This window comes from Shewanella sp. Actino-trap-3, assembly GCF_002836275.1.
In the GTDB taxonomy this organism is placed as follows: domain Bacteria; phylum Pseudomonadota; class Gammaproteobacteria; order Enterobacterales; family Shewanellaceae; genus Shewanella; species Shewanella psychromarinicola.
The window spans coordinates 2,406,454-2,424,200 of sequence record NZ_PJCE01000001.1; the positions used below are offsets into that span (position 1 = coordinate 2,406,454).

A 17,747-nucleotide genomic window follows, 5' to 3' on the forward strand; every position below is an offset into this window, starting at 1 on the left:
CCTGTTATTGGCGCAGCGATTAATTGCACAAGACGCCTGGTTAGCAAAACAAATGACAAGTTTGATATGAAATATGTCAAATTTTATGATTTTTACTTGTTTACCCCATCTCTTTAACCCGAGTGAGGTTAACTGAGGATCTGCGGCGACATTATGAGTAACAGTGCTGTTGATATTACCCTATTAGGGCGCACCTACTCCATCGGATGTCCTAAAGGACGCGAAGAAGCATTGCGCACGGTAGCCAGAGAAGTTGAAAACCAGCTGACGACGTTAAAGTCTCGGACCAACAACTTAAGCCGTGAAGAGCTTGCCATTATGGCCGCACTCAATATTGGTAATGAATTGTACGAAGAAAAGCAAAAGAATAAGCAGTACATGGCGCAAATGGATGAGCGAATTTCGTTATTACAGTCAACGTTGGAAACATCCTTGGTTGAACGAAGCAGCTAGGAAGGCTAAACTAAGATTTCAGAATTAAGAATAACTTGATTCTACCCTGTTTTGCTCCCTGAGATATTCGCCAGTTGGTTAAGTCCCTGTGCCGATAATTACAAACCCAGGGTGAATGCTTTCGTTGACACTGTGCATGCTCGGATTATACCGAGAAGCCTTAGGAAATGAACATTTACCCGCCTTGAACCTACGGTTCAAGGGCTGCGCCAGCAGCGGTATTTTGGGGAGCATTCTAATTTCAGATTTAGCCTTTTTTAAGGCTCATTTTTTGAAGATCACCTCGGTTACACTTTTTAGATAGTGCCTTTATTTCATCCTCAAGCACGCTTTTATATCCAAGCTCTCTTTCATATCCAGCTCTGTTTCATATCCAGCTCTCTTTTCTCCTCAAGATCTCTTTTATCCTCCAGCTGTGCATAAATCGACAACATAACTTGGTGACGCTCATCCTTCAGCTAAAATAGCCAATAAAATGCGACCGTTTTTCATACAAAACAATACCGCGTTGACACTTTCAGGTTGTTACATTTGTTTACTTTATTGTTAAGATTGATTTACAACGTATATTACTGTATAAATTGTTTAATATTAATAACTTGTAAATATGGATTATGACAAGCTGCTCCACTTATCTCAAGGTTTACTGCACCATTTTAATTGTATTCATGTTCAGCTTATCTGCTTGTAAATCCACACCCGACCCTGTTAAATCGAGTCATATCATTCCTGCTGCGTTATCTCATTTGCCTGCCGATGCAGCAAACCTAGGTTTGGATATCATTGATGTTCAATTGAGCTTAGGCGATCGCAATTTATATCTGGCTAGCAATGGCAATATCAAAATGGTCTCGACCGCACAATGCCAGTTAGATATTTCGGCGCACCGTGGAGATTTTCGTCAACCAGAAAGTAGCGCTAATGCTATTGTTTCGGCCTTGAACGATAACTTTAACAGTGTCGAAATTGACGTAATGCTACTCAAAGATGGCACTTGGGTTAATCATCACGATAGTCAAACAGGCCGCGCTACCGTGTATTACACCGGTGAACGCTTCACACTAAAAAAGATGAGTTTACAGGATTTTTCTAATCTGAAACTGCGGGATAAACACAGTAATAATTTATTGGACCAACGCCCTATAACGGCTGCCGAAGCATTTAAGGCATTTGGCGCTTATCGCACCCAAAATCAACAACTCAATGTAGAAATAAAATCTGATACCAATGGCCAAAAGCTGGTAGAGCTCGATAATATGCTCAGAAAATATATTGGCTTAGGTGGATTTTATTATTCTGCGGCAGAACTAGATGTCCTATATAAGCTACGTGGCATTAACCCATCGGTTTACTTAGGCTTTATTCAAGGTGGACACCCTACCAGTGTTGAAAAGTTAGCCGCAGATTTACGTAAAGGCGTAAAAAACGATGCCTATTACTTAGATAATCAACATAATCTTGAGCTTGCTGGTCGCTACGGCACTAAACATTACCGCTCGCGTTATAAAGACTACACAGCAACATCATCATTAACTCAGTTGCAAAAAAAGCTGGGTAGCAACTCTGGTTTACACTTAGACATTCGCAGTTTTATGCAGCATATCAGCGTGAAGTATCGTGCTCACCAACTCGGAATGAAGGTCTATACCTATTCGCTTAATGGCAGTGATTATCATCAATCACAATTACTTAAGTTAACCACCAATAAGCTACCCGATGGCGCAATTGTGGATGCCACACCTTACAAGATTTGCCAGCGTTTATTCAATGCCTCGTTACCTAAAAAGCGTTATCAAGCATCGAGTAATGTCGGTCGTTATATTACCGCTTTACCCCAAGATGCTGATTTTGATCGCTTTGACGAAATGCTTGGTTATCAAACTGAAGGTTATTATTTGTCATTAACCTCTGGCCTTAAAGCCATCCATAGCACTCCGGTTAACAAGACACCTAACAACATACCGACTCCTTTGTTGGAACATGGTTTCCCCACCATTACTGATGAAATAATTGATAACGACACCGGTGACACCATTATTTTAAGGTTACCAGGTCGTCAGGCTAATAAAAATTAATATGACTGATAATAACAAAAGTCCATTTGCAACAAATTTGCTTAACACTGCCCCGACGCAAAAGAAGATGGAATCAGCTGAAAAAGAGCTGAAGAAAGTACAGAAAAATCAACAATCAACGGCTGCCAAAGCTAAAAAACAACAAGCTGTTGAAGCCCAAATGGTTAACACGGGTAAACCCTTCTGGTGGATGCTGTTGATGTTCATTTGTTCGATAGTGTATTTATTCCCTGAGGCGGTGTTTAATGCGGCGTTAACCGATGTTGCTGGCGGGCGCAATTCCAGCGTGGAAGACTTACGGGCGGTAGAATTATTTGGTCGTACCATCAGTGGTATTGGCGTTACCCTGCTTTTAGCTGACTTATTACTAAAAGGTAAACAAGTGGCTAAAGCCACTCGGGCTTTAGGTTATTTCACCCTAATTGCAGTGATTATTTGGCCAACGGTATTTTTTGGTCAAAAGTGGTTAGTGGATCATTTTATTATTAATGCATCGACCCCAGAAGAGCGCCAACAAGCTTATTTGTCGCAAGTACTTCGTAGCGCATTGATTGAAAATTCAATCAAATTTGAAGGCATTGATTACGACCCAGGTAAAAAACACAGTGCAATCGAAAAAACGTTTTTATCCGTGTTTGGTGGACTCGTATACGCTGATGATAAATTAGTGGACGATTTAAAACAGAAAAAGCGCTTGATCATGGAAAAATTTGTTCGTGATCGTGCTATGTCTCAATTTGATCAACATTACGCCAACTATGATAATTTCCGCCAGACCCTACGGGGAAAATACACTGAGTATGCTGCAGGTTCTAATCAATATAATCAGGCCTTAGCTAGCGTACAAACACGATCTGACGCTTACTGGCTCGATACCCAAAACCAGGTAAAGCAAGGTTGGGAGCAATACCAACAAGGCACCAAGGCTTATGAAGCCAGGGTCGAATCCCGGGCACAAAAAATAGCCCCTAAATTATACGATTATTTTGAACGGCGTAATAAATGTGCAGAAAAGAAAAGTGGCAGTAATAAAGACCGTTGTTTCGAGCGACTGCAGAACGGTTATGACAAAGAAATAGCCAAATACAGCATGCCTTATATTCCACCTAATGATTGGTTGGTTCGTGAAGAAATTTCGACGTCTGAAAACGTCGGTAATTCCATTATTTCAGGGATTTTGACATTTGGCCTTTACACTGCAATGCAAGCTGCTGATGCCGTAACGGGTGGCGACGCTGGATTTAAAGATCATCGTATGGTGTATACCAACGATGTGAATCATTATAAAAACGTGTTGATGCTAAAAATGGAGCCTGATTTTATTAAAGAGTCGGGTGGCTATCCATTAGGCATTAACTCAATTCATGAATTTAGAGTAAATGAACTTACCAGCATAAAAGTGAATAAAAAGCTGAAACAAAAAGGCTTAACCTTATCCCCTTCTTGGTCACTGACCGATCGTAATAGCTTTGACATTGCAGTTGCTAAAAAAGTGCGTCAACAAGCTGATAGTGAGTGGCGATCAAAAATGAAGGCTAAAGGCAATGACATGCCGCCGAATTTAAGCTGGCAGACATTTCAACAGCAAGGCGTTATCCAACAGCGTATTGAGGATGAAATGAAAGAGCTTTACGTAAAACCAACGCTGGCTGATTGGAATAACCGTGAGTTTAAACAGAAAATTATTGAACCCAATATACGACGGAAAACCACCGAGTATCTTAATGTGCTCGAAGCCCAACAAGTTGAGTTTGCCGACGGCGGCGCTTTTGAATCGACGGGTAAGTCGGCTTTAAGATCAACGATTATTCCGCCAATATCCATGTCGATTAGCTTAGCCTTGGTGCTATTAACCCTATTAAAGTTACCGATGAAAGCCGTAGAACTCGTGCAAGTAAAAAGGACTCGAGCAGCAGCAAAAGCTAAGCCTAACCGATATATAAAACCTGCAATATCAATCCTGTTATTAGCGGCAATTTTTGTGGTGCCTTTATCCATGGCCGTTAACCAATACACCATGAAAGAATCGGCGTTGCATTACTTTTTTGAACAAATGGAGAAGAATGATTCAGCCATGATTTCATTCGCTCTTAAATGGTTATTAGTGACTCAACCTATGGTGCAACCTATCGGTTCATCCATTGACCAAGGCTTATTTATCACCAAAGGATTTAATGCGATCAGTGAGCCCATTAACCGCTTTGATTTAGCAATAATGTCTGAACATGATTCAACTAAGCTTGCTAAATACTCGCCTAAGAAAGCCGCCTTATTACCTCTGACTATCAACAACAATATCGCCAATGCCAAGGTGGCAGTGATGAATATTAAACCAACATATCAAGCAGGCATGATGTTACCCGCGGGCAGTTATGACATAAAAGTCAGCGCCCCTGGACATATTTCCGTTAGAGAATGGGTGTATTTGAAAGCCGACGAAACTGATTTTAATATCAATTTGTCAGCAGCAGACGTGACCAGTCAATGATAAAAAAACAGTGAAAAAATTCATCACGCATTGATTTATAGGAAGTATTACGTGAGTAAATTAGAACAATTCCAAAGTTTTATCCGTAGCAACGGTAAAGATCTCACTGGTGTCGATGTACCAGTAATATTAAGCAACGAACAAGCAAAGCTTCCACAGCTTAAATTTACCTTTGGTTGGACGATTGAAGTTGGCGTGAGTGCACATGAACACGGCGGCTATTGCCCATCTGGAATTAAGTCAGGCAGTGCATCCAATGCCCGAGATCACGCCCATGACAAAGCCAAAGAGTATGTCAGTGGACAGAATTCGTTGTTTAACGATCGTTTCTTAACAATACTCGGGCCTGATATTGCGGAAAATTTCCTAATAAGAAATAGAGGCTTAAAATCAGCCCCTGAAACCTATGTAGGCAGCAAAGTTTGCTACAGTTGCCATGGTTCTGGTAGTCGAAGTTGTTCTAGCTGTTATGGCTCTGGTAGTAACTCTTGTAGTGGTTGTCATGGTAGTGGTCGCGTCAGTGTTTCGCGTCATGATAGCTATAATAATCGCACGGTTTATACCACAGAGTCTTGTTCATCATGTTGGGGCAGTGGTAAAAAAACCTGTTATACCTGCAACGGCTCGGGCTCTGTGACGTGCGGCACTTGTAGTGGCGGCGGTTACCTCTATCACAGTTACACCATTGATGGTGAAGCAAAACGCAGCACTAACTGGGCTTATAACAGCAGTGATTACCACAAATGGACCTCTGAATTTGTCAAAAATAGCGGCTTAAACTTAGTCTATAATTTAACTGAGATAACTGAAGTTGATGTTGAGGGCACCCTTGATGGCTGTACCTTTATGTATGCTTTTACCGCTAAACTTCCAACCCTGCAATTTACCGCGACAATTGATAAAGTCGATACCAAGATGTGCTTTGCCGGTAAAAAGAACACCACCCATAATGCCGGTGGGGTTTACGATCCTGCGGTATGGAGTGTGGCACAGAAAATGGCTGGGGGCAGTCAATCCGCCGACAAAGTGGCATTAGCCACCCCTGCTGTAAAAAACATTATCGAAGCCAATACAACCCACACGCAAATTGCATTATTAGATGAAAACTGGGTATCGACTGATATTAAAGACGCGGTATTATCTAACTACCAAAACTTAGTGACACAATTAAAAAAGCAAAGCGTTAAAGGTATTACACCTAACATGTTCGCAGGCTTGATTAAATACACTTATTTATTCTTTACTTTAGGGATGTTAATCGCGCTGTTATTCCCAAAATTTGCAGTCGATTCCGGTTATCGCATGAGCGTGACTCAAATACCTGAATGGATGATGGCGTTATTGACGATGCAATTTGGCCTATTCGGGCTTCCCGCTGTGGCTAATTATGCCTTTGTACTTGGGTTATTGTGGTTAAGCTACCAAGGTGTGAAAAAATTGTATTGGAAAAATATCAGTAACGCTAAAATCTGGGTATTGGCTATCAGCATTACACTATTATTGCCACATATGGCGTTAACGCTTTATTACAACACGGTTGAACTGCTTGGCCATTCACCCGCCATGGCTAGCACTCTCGTGAGTGGCTCATTATTGGTCGGGCTTTACTTACTCGTCATTGGTGTAAAATGGCCACAAAAGTGGTATAGCAAAATTTTTGGATTGATTGCTGGAGTCAGTTTTTATTGTGCCCTACAATACGGTTTGTTCTTAATAAACCCAACTTATGGTTTTATCGAAAATAATGCTAATTATTCTGGTGATGTGGCTGCGTTATTATCATCTGGTTTACGTTTTATGGGGAATAATTTAATTGAGTGGGCTTTGTTATCAGTTGGCTTTACTTACTTCTTAACACGTAGAAAATTTTGGTTAAAAGCAAAGACGATGGTGGCTGATTACGAGAGTCCGGTGCTACTAAAATCGATGAACATGGATAAATAGTCCCGTATTGTGTTGCTAAAAACAACCCAGCGTAATGCTAAGCCTTACGCTGGGGGGAAGTTTGATGCAAAGTGATTCAGCATTAGCTGACTATCAATCTGTGATTTCATCTCATTACAGAACGCGATAACCTACTTTGAGTTCCAGTTGTTGATTATCGTTTTTTTAAATTCATTTGTAAGTGTTGGAGTATTCCCTACATATGAGCATGACGCGTTTTATGACTAATTCAGAACCATATCAGTCAGATTCTTCAGCGGTTCAAACCCTGATTACTTATTTTTCTTCTGGCAGCACTGCATCAGATAAACTTATGACGGATCAAGCCATTATCAATCACGATTCATTTACAGATCCTTCAATCCCAGCACCGTTATTCGACAGTTATAATATGAGCCGTGACAGTATTCGTCGCCATATCAGGCAAGAGCGTAATGCCCTTTCTCAAGCGGAACAAAACCAACTAGCCTTGATTGCTAGTCGACATTTATTGTCAGAAATTCAGCGTATTTCAGCTAAACGAGTGGCGCTATATTTAGCTTTTGACGGTGAACTAGCAACCAATAAGTTGATAAAAGCTTTATGGAAATTAGATATTGAAGTGTATCTACCTCGCTTGCACCCTTTTGCTAAAGGGCATTTGCTGTTTATTCGCTATACCGCTGATACTGTGATGATAAACAATCGCTTTAACATTGCCGAACCCAAGCTTGATGTCGGCAACATTGCCACTGTTGAGCAGCTGGATATGATTGTGACACCCTTAGTCGCATTTGATAATAATGGTAATCGCATGGGTATGGGCGGCGGTTACTACGACCGCACCTTGGCACAAGTGATTGATAACAAGCCGTTAGCCGTCGGGTATGCCCATGACTGTCAGCAAGTGAGCGTTTTACCGATTGAATATTGGGATGTGCCGTTGCCGGTGATAATTACTCCAACGAAACGGTTAGCTATTTAAAATAGCTTAATTTTATTAAGGTCCTGGCGCTTCGCCCACACCCGTTCAAGCAGGGAAAACGGCTTTCCCCTCTTGGATCTCCCCAGCCGCTCCGGCAAAGTGTTGATCCTCATAGCATAATAAAAAGCCCTATCAATACACAGTATTGATAGGGCTTTTTATTTATTTTATTTATGTTAGTTACACAATTGCTTTCTCTAATGCTTGGCTAACATCGGCAATGATGTCATCGATGTGCTCTATTCCCACCGAAATGCGGACGAGGTCTTCTGACACGCCGGCTTTGGCTAACTCTGCGCCGCTGAGTTGGCGGTGAGTGGTACTGGCGGGATGGCACGCCAGTGATTTAGCATCGCCGATATTGACTAAACGCAGCACCATTTGCAGTGCATCAATAAACTTACCACCAGCGACTTTACCGGCTTCAGCATTATCGGCTTTAATGCCAAAACTGATGATACCAGAGGCTTTACCGCCAGTGATTTTTTGGCATGTACCATGATGCGGACTATCCGGTAATGCGGCGTAATTAACCCAGCTAATGCTTGGATGCTGTTGTAAATATTCAGCTAACGTGAGGGCATTGCTGCAATGACGCTCCATGCGCAGGCTTAGGGTTTCTAAACCTTGGAGTAATAAAAAGGAACTGTGTGGCGATAATGCTGCGCCAGTATTGCGCAATGGCACAACGCGGCAGCGACCAATAAAGGCCGCTGGGCCAAACGCGTCGGTATAAACCACGCCGTGATAAGACGGATCGGGCTCATTGAGTATCGCAAAGCGTTGCTTGTTCTCTACCCAATCAAATTTGCCCGAATCAATAATCACCCCACCAATAGTAGTGCCATGGCCGCCAATGTATTTGGTTAATGAATGAATAACGATATCTGCACCATGATCAAATGCACGACATAACACTGGCGTTGCCACAGTATTATCAACAATTAACGGCACCCCATGTTTGTGGGCAATATCGGCCAAACGCTGTAAGTCGACAATATTACCGGCAGGATTACCAATCGATTCACAAAATAACGCTTTAGTCTTGTCGTCAATTAATCCATCGAGGCCATCGAAATCATCAAACGCCGCCATACGGACTTCAACACCTTGGCGGGGCAATGTATGGGCAAATAAATTATAGGTGCCACCGTATAACTGGCTGGTGCTGACAATGTTGTCGCCCACTTGGGTTAACGCTTGAATGGCATAAGTAATTGCCGCCATGCCTGATGCAACTGCCAGCGCACCAATGCCACCTTCTATCGCAGCCAAGCGTTGTTCAAGTACGCTGGTTGTCGGGTTCATAATGCGGGTGTAAATGTTACCGGCAACTTTTAAGTCAAACAGGTCGGCACCGTGTTGAGTATCATCAAAGGTGTACGATGTCGTTTGGTAAATGGGCACTGCTGCAGCTTTAGTGGTTGCTTCAGACTCGTAGCCATAATGTAATGCCAGTGATTCCAGTTTCATGTTTGCTGCAGACATAGCGCCTTCCTTAACTGTGTATATTCGAATGGATTAATGACCCAAAAGGGGCTCCGCAGTTGTTGATAATAGCAGCGGTTCTCTACACTAGCAATTAGCCATCTAGAAGTCTATTACTTAGTTGCAACAATACCTCACGACATGACTATTTTAACTGTCTGCCACCATCTACCGCATAACTGCGACCAGTAACATAATGGCTGCCCAGTAGGTAGTCGACCAAAGAAATGATTTCATCATTACCGGCTTCTTTAGGCAACATCGCTTTAGCCAGTGCTTTGGCTTTGTAGGCATCATCGTCATCTTGGTTAAATAAAATCATAGCAGGCGCAATGGAGTTAACTTTAACGTGCGGGGCTAACAAGCTCGCAAACGACAGACTCATGTTGTGAAGTGCGGCTTTGCTGGCGGCGTAGGCAATATGCTTTTTACTGCCTTTTTCGGCTACAAAGTCGGTAAGATGAATAATGTTACTGGCACCAATGCTATCGTCATTGGTTTTGGCGGCACTGATCAGCAATGGTGCTAACGCTAGGTTGATTTGATACGGCGCAGATACATGAATTTGCATCATCCGCGTCATAGTCTCGCTCGGGCTTAAGCCATTGTTGTCGGGCAACCAGTCTGACGCATTATGGATAATGGTATCGAGGCGATCATGATGCTCATTGATATGCTCAATCAATGCATCGATTGCCACAGGATTAGTTAAGTCGCATGAATGTAAACTCGCCCCCAACTTTCCCAGCTGTTCAATACTGTCGTAGTGGGTGCGATAGGTACCAATGACCTGATGACCTTGGGCCAAATAATATTTAGCCAGGGCATAGCCAATGCGTTTACCTACGCCAGTGATCAGTATTGTACGTTCCATAATGCTCTCTTTATTTTAGCTCTGATACATTGAACTTTTATCATAAGCAAATTAGATGGTTATCTCAAAGAAAATGATCAATTGATGACTAAAAGTCATCTTAATGCCTAATGGTGACAAGTTATAGCTTGGTCATAAAAAAATAACTTCAGTTACTTGAGGTAATTGAAGTCATTAGCCATTATTGATAACGGTTTACATCCCAAACTGAGGTGATTCCTAAGCTAAAAACTCAGCTCTTGTCGCTGGGTTGGCTTTAAAGCAGCCGCCAAGCGCAGTGGTTTGGGTGCTTGATGAAGTGTCCATTATGCCGCGTGATTTTACGCAGTAATGGGTGGCATTAATGCTCACTGCGACATCGTCGGTTTCCAGTAAGGTTTGCAGCGCCACTAAAATTTGCTGGGTTAGGCGTTCTTGCACTTGTGGTCTTTGAGCAAAAAATCGCACGATACGGTTAATTTTCGATAATCCAATAATATTGTCTTTTGGTATGTAGGCGACTTTGGCGAGCCCATCAATGGTAATAAAGTGATGTTCGCACGTGCTGACCACACTGATATCGCGGATCTTAACCATTTCTTCAACACCCATTTTATTCTTAATTTGGGTTATTTTAGGAAAATTAGCGTAATCGAGACCAGAAAAAATCTCGTTAACATACATTTTAGCAATGCGGTGCGGCGTTTCAGCCAAACTGTCGTCGCTAAGATCGAGCCCTAACGTTGACACCACTTCAGTCATTAAGCCTTTAATGCGTTCATATTTTTGCTCACTGGTCATCTGGCTTGGTGCCAGTGGCGTTTCAAGTCCATGTGTGACTAGAGCTTGTTGAACTTTCAATGCTTCAGCAGACAACTCTGCGCGGGTTATGTCATTAATCATCATAATAATAACATCCTTAAATAATGGGTTAAGTTAGCTGTGATACTCTAAAGACAACGACACTGAATCGGCGAATCGCAATGCATGAGGTTTATCAATGGTGACTCTGGCTATGGTAACGGCTGGGTGTTCACGACAAATTTCTAATACGTCGGCAACCAGTTTTTCCAGTAATAAAAACCTACCCTCTTCAACATGCTGAATCACTTTTTTGGTGATGACCTTATAGTTTAGCGCATCGGCAACGTTATCGGTTTGAAACGATCGATCGGCTGGATAATGGATCTCAATATTGATCACCACATCTTGCTGCTTTTCGCGCTCGTCTTGGTTAAAACCAATAAAAGTACGTAAGCGTAAATTGGTGACCTTAATAATGGCTTGGCTTAATGGCATTATTGAGCCCTTGTGGTGTGTTTTGATTAGATACGCCAAGGTTGAATAAAAAGATCATAAACAGTCGTTTCGATCAGCAGCCCTATCTGTATAAAATTTCGATTGCTGTAAATGTAAACTGGCTAGGCTTGTGGTGCGTACAATACTCAATATACACATTTGAATAATGAGGTTAATAATGGAACTGACTATTTTTTACGACGGCACTTGCCCGCTTTGCCTCAATGAAATGCAGCAATTAAAGCGCTACGACAGTTTAAATCGCATTGGCCTTGAAGATATTAATGCCGATGATATTAAGCTGCGCTTCCCTGATTTAGATGTGGTGCGCGCTAATACTGTTTTACACGGGCTTCAAGCGGATGGCAGCTGGCTTTATGGCTTAGATGTTACCGCCAAAGCATGGGGGATGATGGGTAAGCACCGTTGGATAAAACTGTTGCGCATGCCTGTTATCAAACCCATAGCCGATGTGGCTTATTTGGCCTTTGCTCGTAATCGATACCGGGTATCTTACCTACTCACGGGTCAAAAGCGTTGTAGTAACGGCACTTGTAACATCAAATAAGGGCAAGCGGCATGAGCGATCCAACTTCAGCAGAAACCTTAATTGTTATTGGTGCCTCATCGGCCATTGCCCGAGCGTTTATCAACCAAGCTGTAGTGGATCAAGGCCAAGAGGTACCCTTAAGTATCATTTCGATTAGCCGTCAGTCGGCACTGACGTTAGCCGAACACCCAGCCAACATAGTGCACCACCATTTTAGCTGTGATTATCAGCAAGCTTCTATTATTGAGTGTGTTAACAACATCAGTTTAGTTGCCGGTAAAGTCACTCGTGTGGTGATGTGCAATGGTATTTTGCATTCCAAAACGCCGCTATCGCCAACTGAACAACCCAAAAACTCAAACCTGATGCCAGAAAAACGCATTGAAGACATTAACAGTGATGCATTGCAGCAATTGTTTTATGCCAACAGTATTGTGCCCATGCTGTGGCTAAGCGCACTGACAGCGTTATTGTCGCAAGCAAACTATAACGTAGCCGCTGACAAAAAGTGCGTGATCAGTATTTTAAGCGCCAGAGTTGGCAGCATTTCAGATAATCGTTTAGGCGGCTGGTACGGCTATCGCGCCTCGAAAGCGGCATTAAACATGTTGATCAAAACCACTGCCGTAGAATATGCAAGGCGACTGAAACGAGTCAAGCTCATCGCATTTCATCCCGGCACCACTGACACCCCATTATCAAAACCGTTTCAGGCCAATGTGCCAGCAGGCAAGTTATTCACCCCAGAATTTGTCGCCAGCCAGTTAACGGCGATCATGGCTGAAATACAGCCTAACGGCGAAGCCAGTTATCTTGATTGGCAAGGTAAAGAGATAAGTTGGTAGTTGACTTGATAGTGTTGACTCGTTACTGATGACTAACTTGTTTAATGTTTAATGTTTAATGTTTAATGTTTAATGTTTAACACCATCCCAGTTAATCTACTGAAAAAACAGCTATAAAAATACTCATCCACGCCACATATTTCTATAGACTTCTCCCTATTACGACAGGCATATCAATAGCGTTTTCTGTTCGCCGATTAGGTCAATACAATCAAATCTGCTAAGTTAATATCGTTTTAAAAGTCATAAGTTGTTATTAAGGGAATAAGATGAAATTAAAAGTGATTTTACCAATGTTACTTGCTGGAATTGGCTTTAATGCTATAGCAAAGGATATGCAACAACAAATGGTTGATATGACAATCAATCAGATGGAAGCGCGAGGCGATTTCGTCACACTTGCTGAATTATCGGGTATTGATATTTCAACATTAGAGCAAGGGTATCGCGATTCTTTCACAACCTGCTTTAATGAAGAAGCTATTATGCTAAGTGAAGATGATGACAAAATGAATCAATGCCTGATGAATGAGATAACCACTAACATTGGCGTATCGAAAGCGAAATTCCAAAGTTGGGTAGATGCCGCAGAAGGTGATGAAGACAACGAAGAAGCCATGACACCAATGGACAACTGGTCCGCGGAAATGGACAGTATAAACGAGCAAATTTTCGCATTAGAAGATAAAGAACAACTTAGTGCTGCAGAAACTAAGCAACTGCAACAACTTAGAGAGAAAAAACTTGAGTCATTGGCTAAACGGCCAGGTGTATCAAGGAAAGAGATAAAAGCAATAACAGCAGAGTTAGAAACTTTACGTAATAACAATTAATAAATTTGTTTTTAGCGAGTTATAACTGATAAACCAAAAAAAACGCGAAGCCAAGGCTTCGCGTTTTTTTAGTACATCGATTTGTTAATTACTTAACAAATTCAACGCCTAATTTGATATCACCTTTAAGGGTGTCTAACATTGCATCACGAGCGTTAGCTTCAAATGCACTAATTTCACCGTAAGGTAATACTTTTTCTACGCCGTTTTTGCCAAGAAGGATTGGCTGTGCGAAGAATGTAGCGTGCTCACTGCCGCCGTCAACATAGGCACATTCAACAACATTAGCTTCGCCTTGAAGACCGCGTACCAATGATAAACCAAAACGACAAGCTGCTTGGCCCATTGATAATGTTGCGCTACCACCACCGGCTTTAGCTTCAACAACTTCAGTACCCGCGTTTTGAATGCGAGTGGTCATTGCTGCCACTTCTTTGTCAGTGAACGTCACGCCTTCAACTTGAGATAGTAAAGGCAGAATAGTCACGCCGCTGTGTCCGCCAATAACGTTCACTTTAACGTCAGCAACGTTTAAGCCTTTAAGCTCTGCGATGAAGGTTTCACTGCGGATAACGTCAAGAGTGGTGATACCAAATAAACGGTTTTTGTCGTAAACACCAGCATTTTTCAATACTTCAGCAGCAATCGCAACCGTTGTGTTAACTGGGTTAGTAATAATACCCACTAAGGCTTTAGGACAAGTTAGCGCCACTTTTTCCATTAGGTTACGCACGATCCCAGCGTTGATATTGAATAGATCGGAACGATCCATACCAGGCTTACGCGCAATACCCGCAGACATTAAGACTACGTCAGCATCCAATAATGCAGGTGTTGGATCTTCACCAGCAAAACCTTTTACTTCTACGTCGGTTGGGATGTGACTTAAGTCAACCGCAACACCAGGAGTAACAGGAGCGATGTCATACAGAGACAACTTTGAGCCCGCAGGCAGTTGAGTTTTTAACAGTAAAGCTAGAGCCTGGCCGATACCACCAGCAGCACCCAATACAGCAACTTTCATAATTATCTCCATCAATTTATGCAGTTTGTGACATTGATCTACATTGTCGTGGCGTCACATTACTGCATCGTCACAGTAATTTCAATTATACGTTAGTGGACAGTCATAAATAAGTAAGCGCTAATCCACAGTTTAATTGGGGGAAACGGACATCTTGCTCAAATTTATACCTAAAAATATCATAAAACCGCTCCAAAGAAGGATTATTATTGATCATTTTCAGGCACATCTTGTCAATCTAATGATGTTCAATATCGACTAGCTACAACAGAAACATGTTCGATTACCTCGTTCAAATAGCGGCTATAACTGCATATGAACCTCTTGTGTTGTTTGTTTTACTGTTTTAACGTTATGAGCAAACCGCTCATTTGTACTGGTTTAATGACATTAGCGCTACCATGAACGCAGGCGCTATATACCATAAAATAAGATAATTAGCGTACACTTAGGCTGCCACTGGCAGCATTAACTTATTCACCTACGCTGCCATCACTAACTGATACGATGCAGTTGTAATTGCCCTTTTAATGTGAGAATTCGATGATAATAAGAATAGGCCAACAGGCCGACCAGCAAGCGTTAGTTCAATTTAATCAAGCCATGGCAATGGAAACAGAGAACCTTGAATTAGATGCCAAGCAGTTAACCCGCGGTGTTGAAGGGTTGCTGACCCACCCTGAACGTGGGGTATATTTAGTCGCTGAAGTTGACGGTGAAATTGCCGGCTCACTCATGGTGACCTACGAGTGGAGTGATTGGCGCGCAAATAACTATTACTGGATCCAAAGTGTGTATATACGCCCACACAATCGTCGCCAAGGGATTTATGGCAAACTTTATCAAGCAGTAAAAGACTTAGCCGCAGACAATGGCGGTACTGCGAGCTTCCGTTTATATGTTGAGCATGATAATAAAATAGCCCAACAAACCTATGAATCCTTAGGCATGGAACAGAGCCATTATTTAATGTACGAAGAAAATACCAAGCAATCGTAAGTGATCATAAGTGGTATACAAAAAGCCGGAACAATCCGGCTTTTTTGTGGTTATTTTTCAAGGAATCTAAGGCGTTCAAGGGAGAGTTGCGACAATAACTAGCCTGTGCGCAACGCAAGAATTTTACTGATATCCAGTGGCGCGCTAAATTGGCTAAACCCTTTGTGCTGTTGATCAATCGCATGGATCGACATTCTGTCTGCCAATTCATTACCTTCAATGCCAATATGGGCAGCGACATGTTGCAGCACCAAATCCGCTTTCATTGCTTCATATAGCGCATGAGCCGGTTTAATGATCTCAAGGTTGGCTATTTCGCCGCTTTTTCGAGTCCAGTTTTTGGCTTTCCAACCGTATGCCCACTCACAGACACATTTAATCGAATACTGGGAGTCGCTCATGATTTGCACGGTTTCGCCCGCGTCTAGGACTTTTTTAGCCACCAATAATGCCTGATGCAGCGCGTTGAGCTCGGCGGTGTTATTGGTGCCATTAGGATTAAACAATCCAAACCATAACTCGCTTAACTCGCCTTTACGGTATATCGCCATCCCCGACCCGGCTTTACCAGGATTAGGTTCACAACCGCCGTCGGTATAAATCACCACATCAAATTGGCTTAATACTGCTTGATTAGCGCCAAGGCTTTTGGTTGATGTGCTAGCCCCAGCAGGCTTTACGGTTGATGAACGGCTTGTCGTCTTGGCTGAGGTACTTTTGCCGATACTGCTAGCAGGAGATTGAGCAAATGCCGCTTTAGCTTCCGCTTCTGTGGCAAAGGATTTGTATTTGGCTTGCGGATATTTATCAACTGAGCGCTTAGTGACATCCCAGCTGGTAAAAATGCCGGTTTCTCGTCCTGCCCATACTACATAAAACTTCTTTGCCATGATTAATTCTTACTTCAACAATGCTAGCTTCACGAATAACGTGATTGCATCATGCCATGATTGAACCAGGCTTTAAAACAAAAAACCATCTAGATCGCTACAGTTGCAGTTAACTTGAGCTGCTTGATAAAATAAACGCCTATTGGGGCTCGCGTTAGTTAAGGGTCAGTGGGCCATTAATATCATGATAATTGACACTGCCTGAGCCAGAATTGACTATGGTTAACCCATTGGTGTTAGCAACCTCAATGCCGCCGGAGCCATCTTTAATCGCAACGATACCCTGCACTTGGTTAACCTTGATTGAGCCTGACCCATCTTCAATACTGACATCGCCAATAACATGGTTAATGCGAATAGATCCCGACCCATCTTGCACATCGATCGCCCCTGACGCTTGATCAATATCAACAGATCCTGAACCATCAACTAATACCAATTTGCCAATGTGGTTCATCACAATACTGCCCGAACCGTCGGTTAACTCGATATCTGCACTGACGTCATCAACTTGGATAGAGCCTGAACCGTCGTTAATGTCTAGGGCTAAGGTTGACGGTACTTTGACCAATAGATCGATAAAGGGGGACTCACCTAATAAATGCTCAGTGTGTATTTCTGATAACAAATAGGCTTTATCACCTTTACGGGTCAAACTGAGTTTAATGTTAATGTCATCTTGATCCAATGACTGGGTATAGATGTCAGCATGTATCACCACTTCAGTTAAGCCTTGTACGCCGATAATCGTTAACTTACCTGCACCCGTATTGGCAACTAACTGCGTTAATGATCCAGCATCAAGATTCAATTGCTGCTGTACCAAGTTAAGATCTGTCTGAGTTTGCGCAGAGGTTTGTGATGACGAAAACACCGACTCAGCTTCACCTTGTGACGCACCGAACAGCGTCGCCCCTAAAATAAGCCCGACGGTGACACTAATGGTTGCGATACGAATAGACATATGAGTAATTCCCTTTATGAAGATATAAATAAGCTTAGCTCACTACACCAATGTTATTAACATGAGTTAACGCTTGTT

The 17,747-nt window shown here is 42.4% G+C and carries 16 protein-coding genes and 1 other RNA gene; 10 read left to right on the top strand and 7 right to left on the bottom strand.

Annotation, left to right across the window (positions count from 1 at the left end; genetic code table 11):
- Positions 1-153 precede the first annotated feature (153 nt).
- The 6 genes from CXF80_RS10215 (at position 154) to CXF80_RS10240 (ending at position 7,924) form a co-directional block, all read left to right on the top strand.
- Complete coding sequence (locus CXF80_RS10215; protein WP_101032773.1) at positions 154-453, top strand: cell division protein ZapA; 300 nt, start codon at positions 154-156, stop codon at positions 451-453.
- Between the two features lie 52 nt (positions 454-505).
- A non-coding RNA gene (ssrS, locus tag CXF80_RS10220) (6S RNA) lies at positions 506-687 on the top strand.
- 434 nt (positions 688-1,121) lie between these two features.
- Entirely contained in the window at positions 1,122-2,528 is a 1,407-nt protein-coding gene (locus CXF80_RS10225) for a glycerophosphodiester phosphodiesterase (RefSeq protein WP_232772078.1), read from the top strand.
- Between the two features lie 67 nt (positions 2,529-2,595).
- Positions 2,596-5,016, top strand: a complete 2,421-nt coding sequence (locus CXF80_RS10230; RefSeq protein WP_232772079.1) for a hypothetical protein — start codon at positions 2,596-2,598, stop codon at positions 5,014-5,016.
- A gap of 51 nt (positions 5,017-5,067) precedes the next feature.
- Complete coding sequence (locus CXF80_RS10235; protein ID WP_101032776.1) at positions 5,068-6,960, top strand: DnaJ-like cysteine-rich domain-containing protein; 1,893 nt, start codon at positions 5,068-5,070, stop codon at positions 6,958-6,960.
- A 391-nt stretch (positions 6,961-7,351) separates the two neighbouring features.
- A complete protein-coding gene (locus tag CXF80_RS10240) occupies positions 7,352-7,924 on the top strand; it encodes a 5-formyltetrahydrofolate cyclo-ligase (RefSeq protein ID WP_232772208.1) in 573 nt (190 codons plus the stop codon).
- Positions 7,925-8,104: 180 nt separating this feature from the next.
- On the opposite strand, the gene CXF80_RS10245 is transcribed toward CXF80_RS10240, so the two are convergent.
- From CXF80_RS10245 to folX, 4 genes are all read right to left on the bottom strand, one after another.
- Positions 8,105-9,397, bottom strand: a complete 1,293-nt coding sequence (locus CXF80_RS10245; protein ID WP_101034740.1) for an O-acetylhomoserine aminocarboxypropyltransferase/cysteine synthase family protein — start codon at positions 9,395-9,397, stop codon at positions 8,105-8,107.
- A gap of 160 nt (positions 9,398-9,557) precedes the next feature.
- Positions 9,558-10,286, bottom strand: a complete 729-nt coding sequence (gene folM / locus CXF80_RS10250) for a dihydromonapterin reductase (RefSeq protein WP_101032778.1) — start codon at positions 10,284-10,286, stop codon at positions 9,558-9,560.
- 219 nt (positions 10,287-10,505) lie between these two features.
- Complete coding sequence (gene folE / locus CXF80_RS10255; protein WP_418896013.1) at positions 10,506-11,171, bottom strand: GTP cyclohydrolase I FolE; 666 nt, start codon at positions 11,169-11,171, stop codon at positions 10,506-10,508.
- A 30-nt stretch (positions 11,172-11,201) separates the two neighbouring features.
- Positions 11,202-11,564 (bottom strand): dihydroneopterin triphosphate 2'-epimerase, encoded by a 363-nt coding sequence (gene folX, locus CXF80_RS10260; protein ID WP_101032779.1) that lies wholly within the window; start codon positions 11,562-11,564, stop codon positions 11,202-11,204.
- Positions 11,565-11,742: 178 nt separating this feature from the next.
- On the opposite strand from folX, the gene CXF80_RS10265 reads away from it, so the two are divergent.
- The 3 genes from CXF80_RS10265 (at position 11,743) to CXF80_RS10275 (ending at position 13,792) form a co-directional block, all read left to right on the top strand.
- A complete protein-coding gene (locus CXF80_RS10265; RefSeq protein WP_101032780.1) occupies positions 11,743-12,132 on the top strand; it encodes a thiol-disulfide oxidoreductase DCC family protein in 390 nt (129 codons plus the stop codon).
- Between the two features lie 11 nt (positions 12,133-12,143).
- Positions 12,144-12,959, top strand: a complete 816-nt coding sequence (locus tag CXF80_RS10270; protein WP_101032781.1) for an SDR family NAD(P)-dependent oxidoreductase — start codon at positions 12,144-12,146, stop codon at positions 12,957-12,959.
- Between the two features lie 269 nt (positions 12,960-13,228).
- On the top strand, positions 13,229-13,792 hold the full coding sequence (locus tag CXF80_RS10275) for a hypothetical protein (RefSeq protein WP_101032782.1): 564 nt from the start codon (positions 13,229-13,231) through the stop codon (positions 13,790-13,792).
- Positions 13,793-13,880: 88 nt separating this feature from the next.
- Here the strand turns inward: CXF80_RS10275 and mdh are convergent, their stop codons facing one another.
- Positions 13,881-14,816 (bottom strand): malate dehydrogenase, encoded by a 936-nt coding sequence (mdh, locus tag CXF80_RS10280; RefSeq protein WP_101032783.1) that lies wholly within the window; start codon positions 14,814-14,816, stop codon positions 13,881-13,883.
- Between the two features lie 543 nt (positions 14,817-15,359).
- Between mdh and CXF80_RS10285 the strand changes: the two genes are divergently transcribed.
- A complete protein-coding gene (locus tag CXF80_RS10285; protein WP_101032784.1) occupies positions 15,360-15,815 on the top strand; it encodes a GNAT family N-acetyltransferase in 456 nt (151 codons plus the stop codon).
- Between the two features lie 98 nt (positions 15,816-15,913).
- Here CXF80_RS10285 and CXF80_RS10290 read toward each other — a convergent pair whose 3' ends face one another.
- Positions 15,914-16,705 carry a ribonuclease H family protein gene (locus tag CXF80_RS10290; RefSeq protein WP_101032785.1) on the bottom strand — a complete coding sequence of 264 codons (792 nt, stop codon included), beginning with the start codon at positions 16,703-16,705 and terminating at the stop codon, positions 15,914-15,916.
- 154 nt (positions 16,706-16,859) lie between these two features.
- Positions 16,860-17,669 (bottom strand): hypothetical protein, encoded by an 810-nt coding sequence (locus tag CXF80_RS10295; RefSeq protein WP_101032786.1) that lies wholly within the window; start codon positions 17,667-17,669, stop codon positions 16,860-16,862.
- Positions 17,670-17,747: the final 78 nt, after the last annotated feature.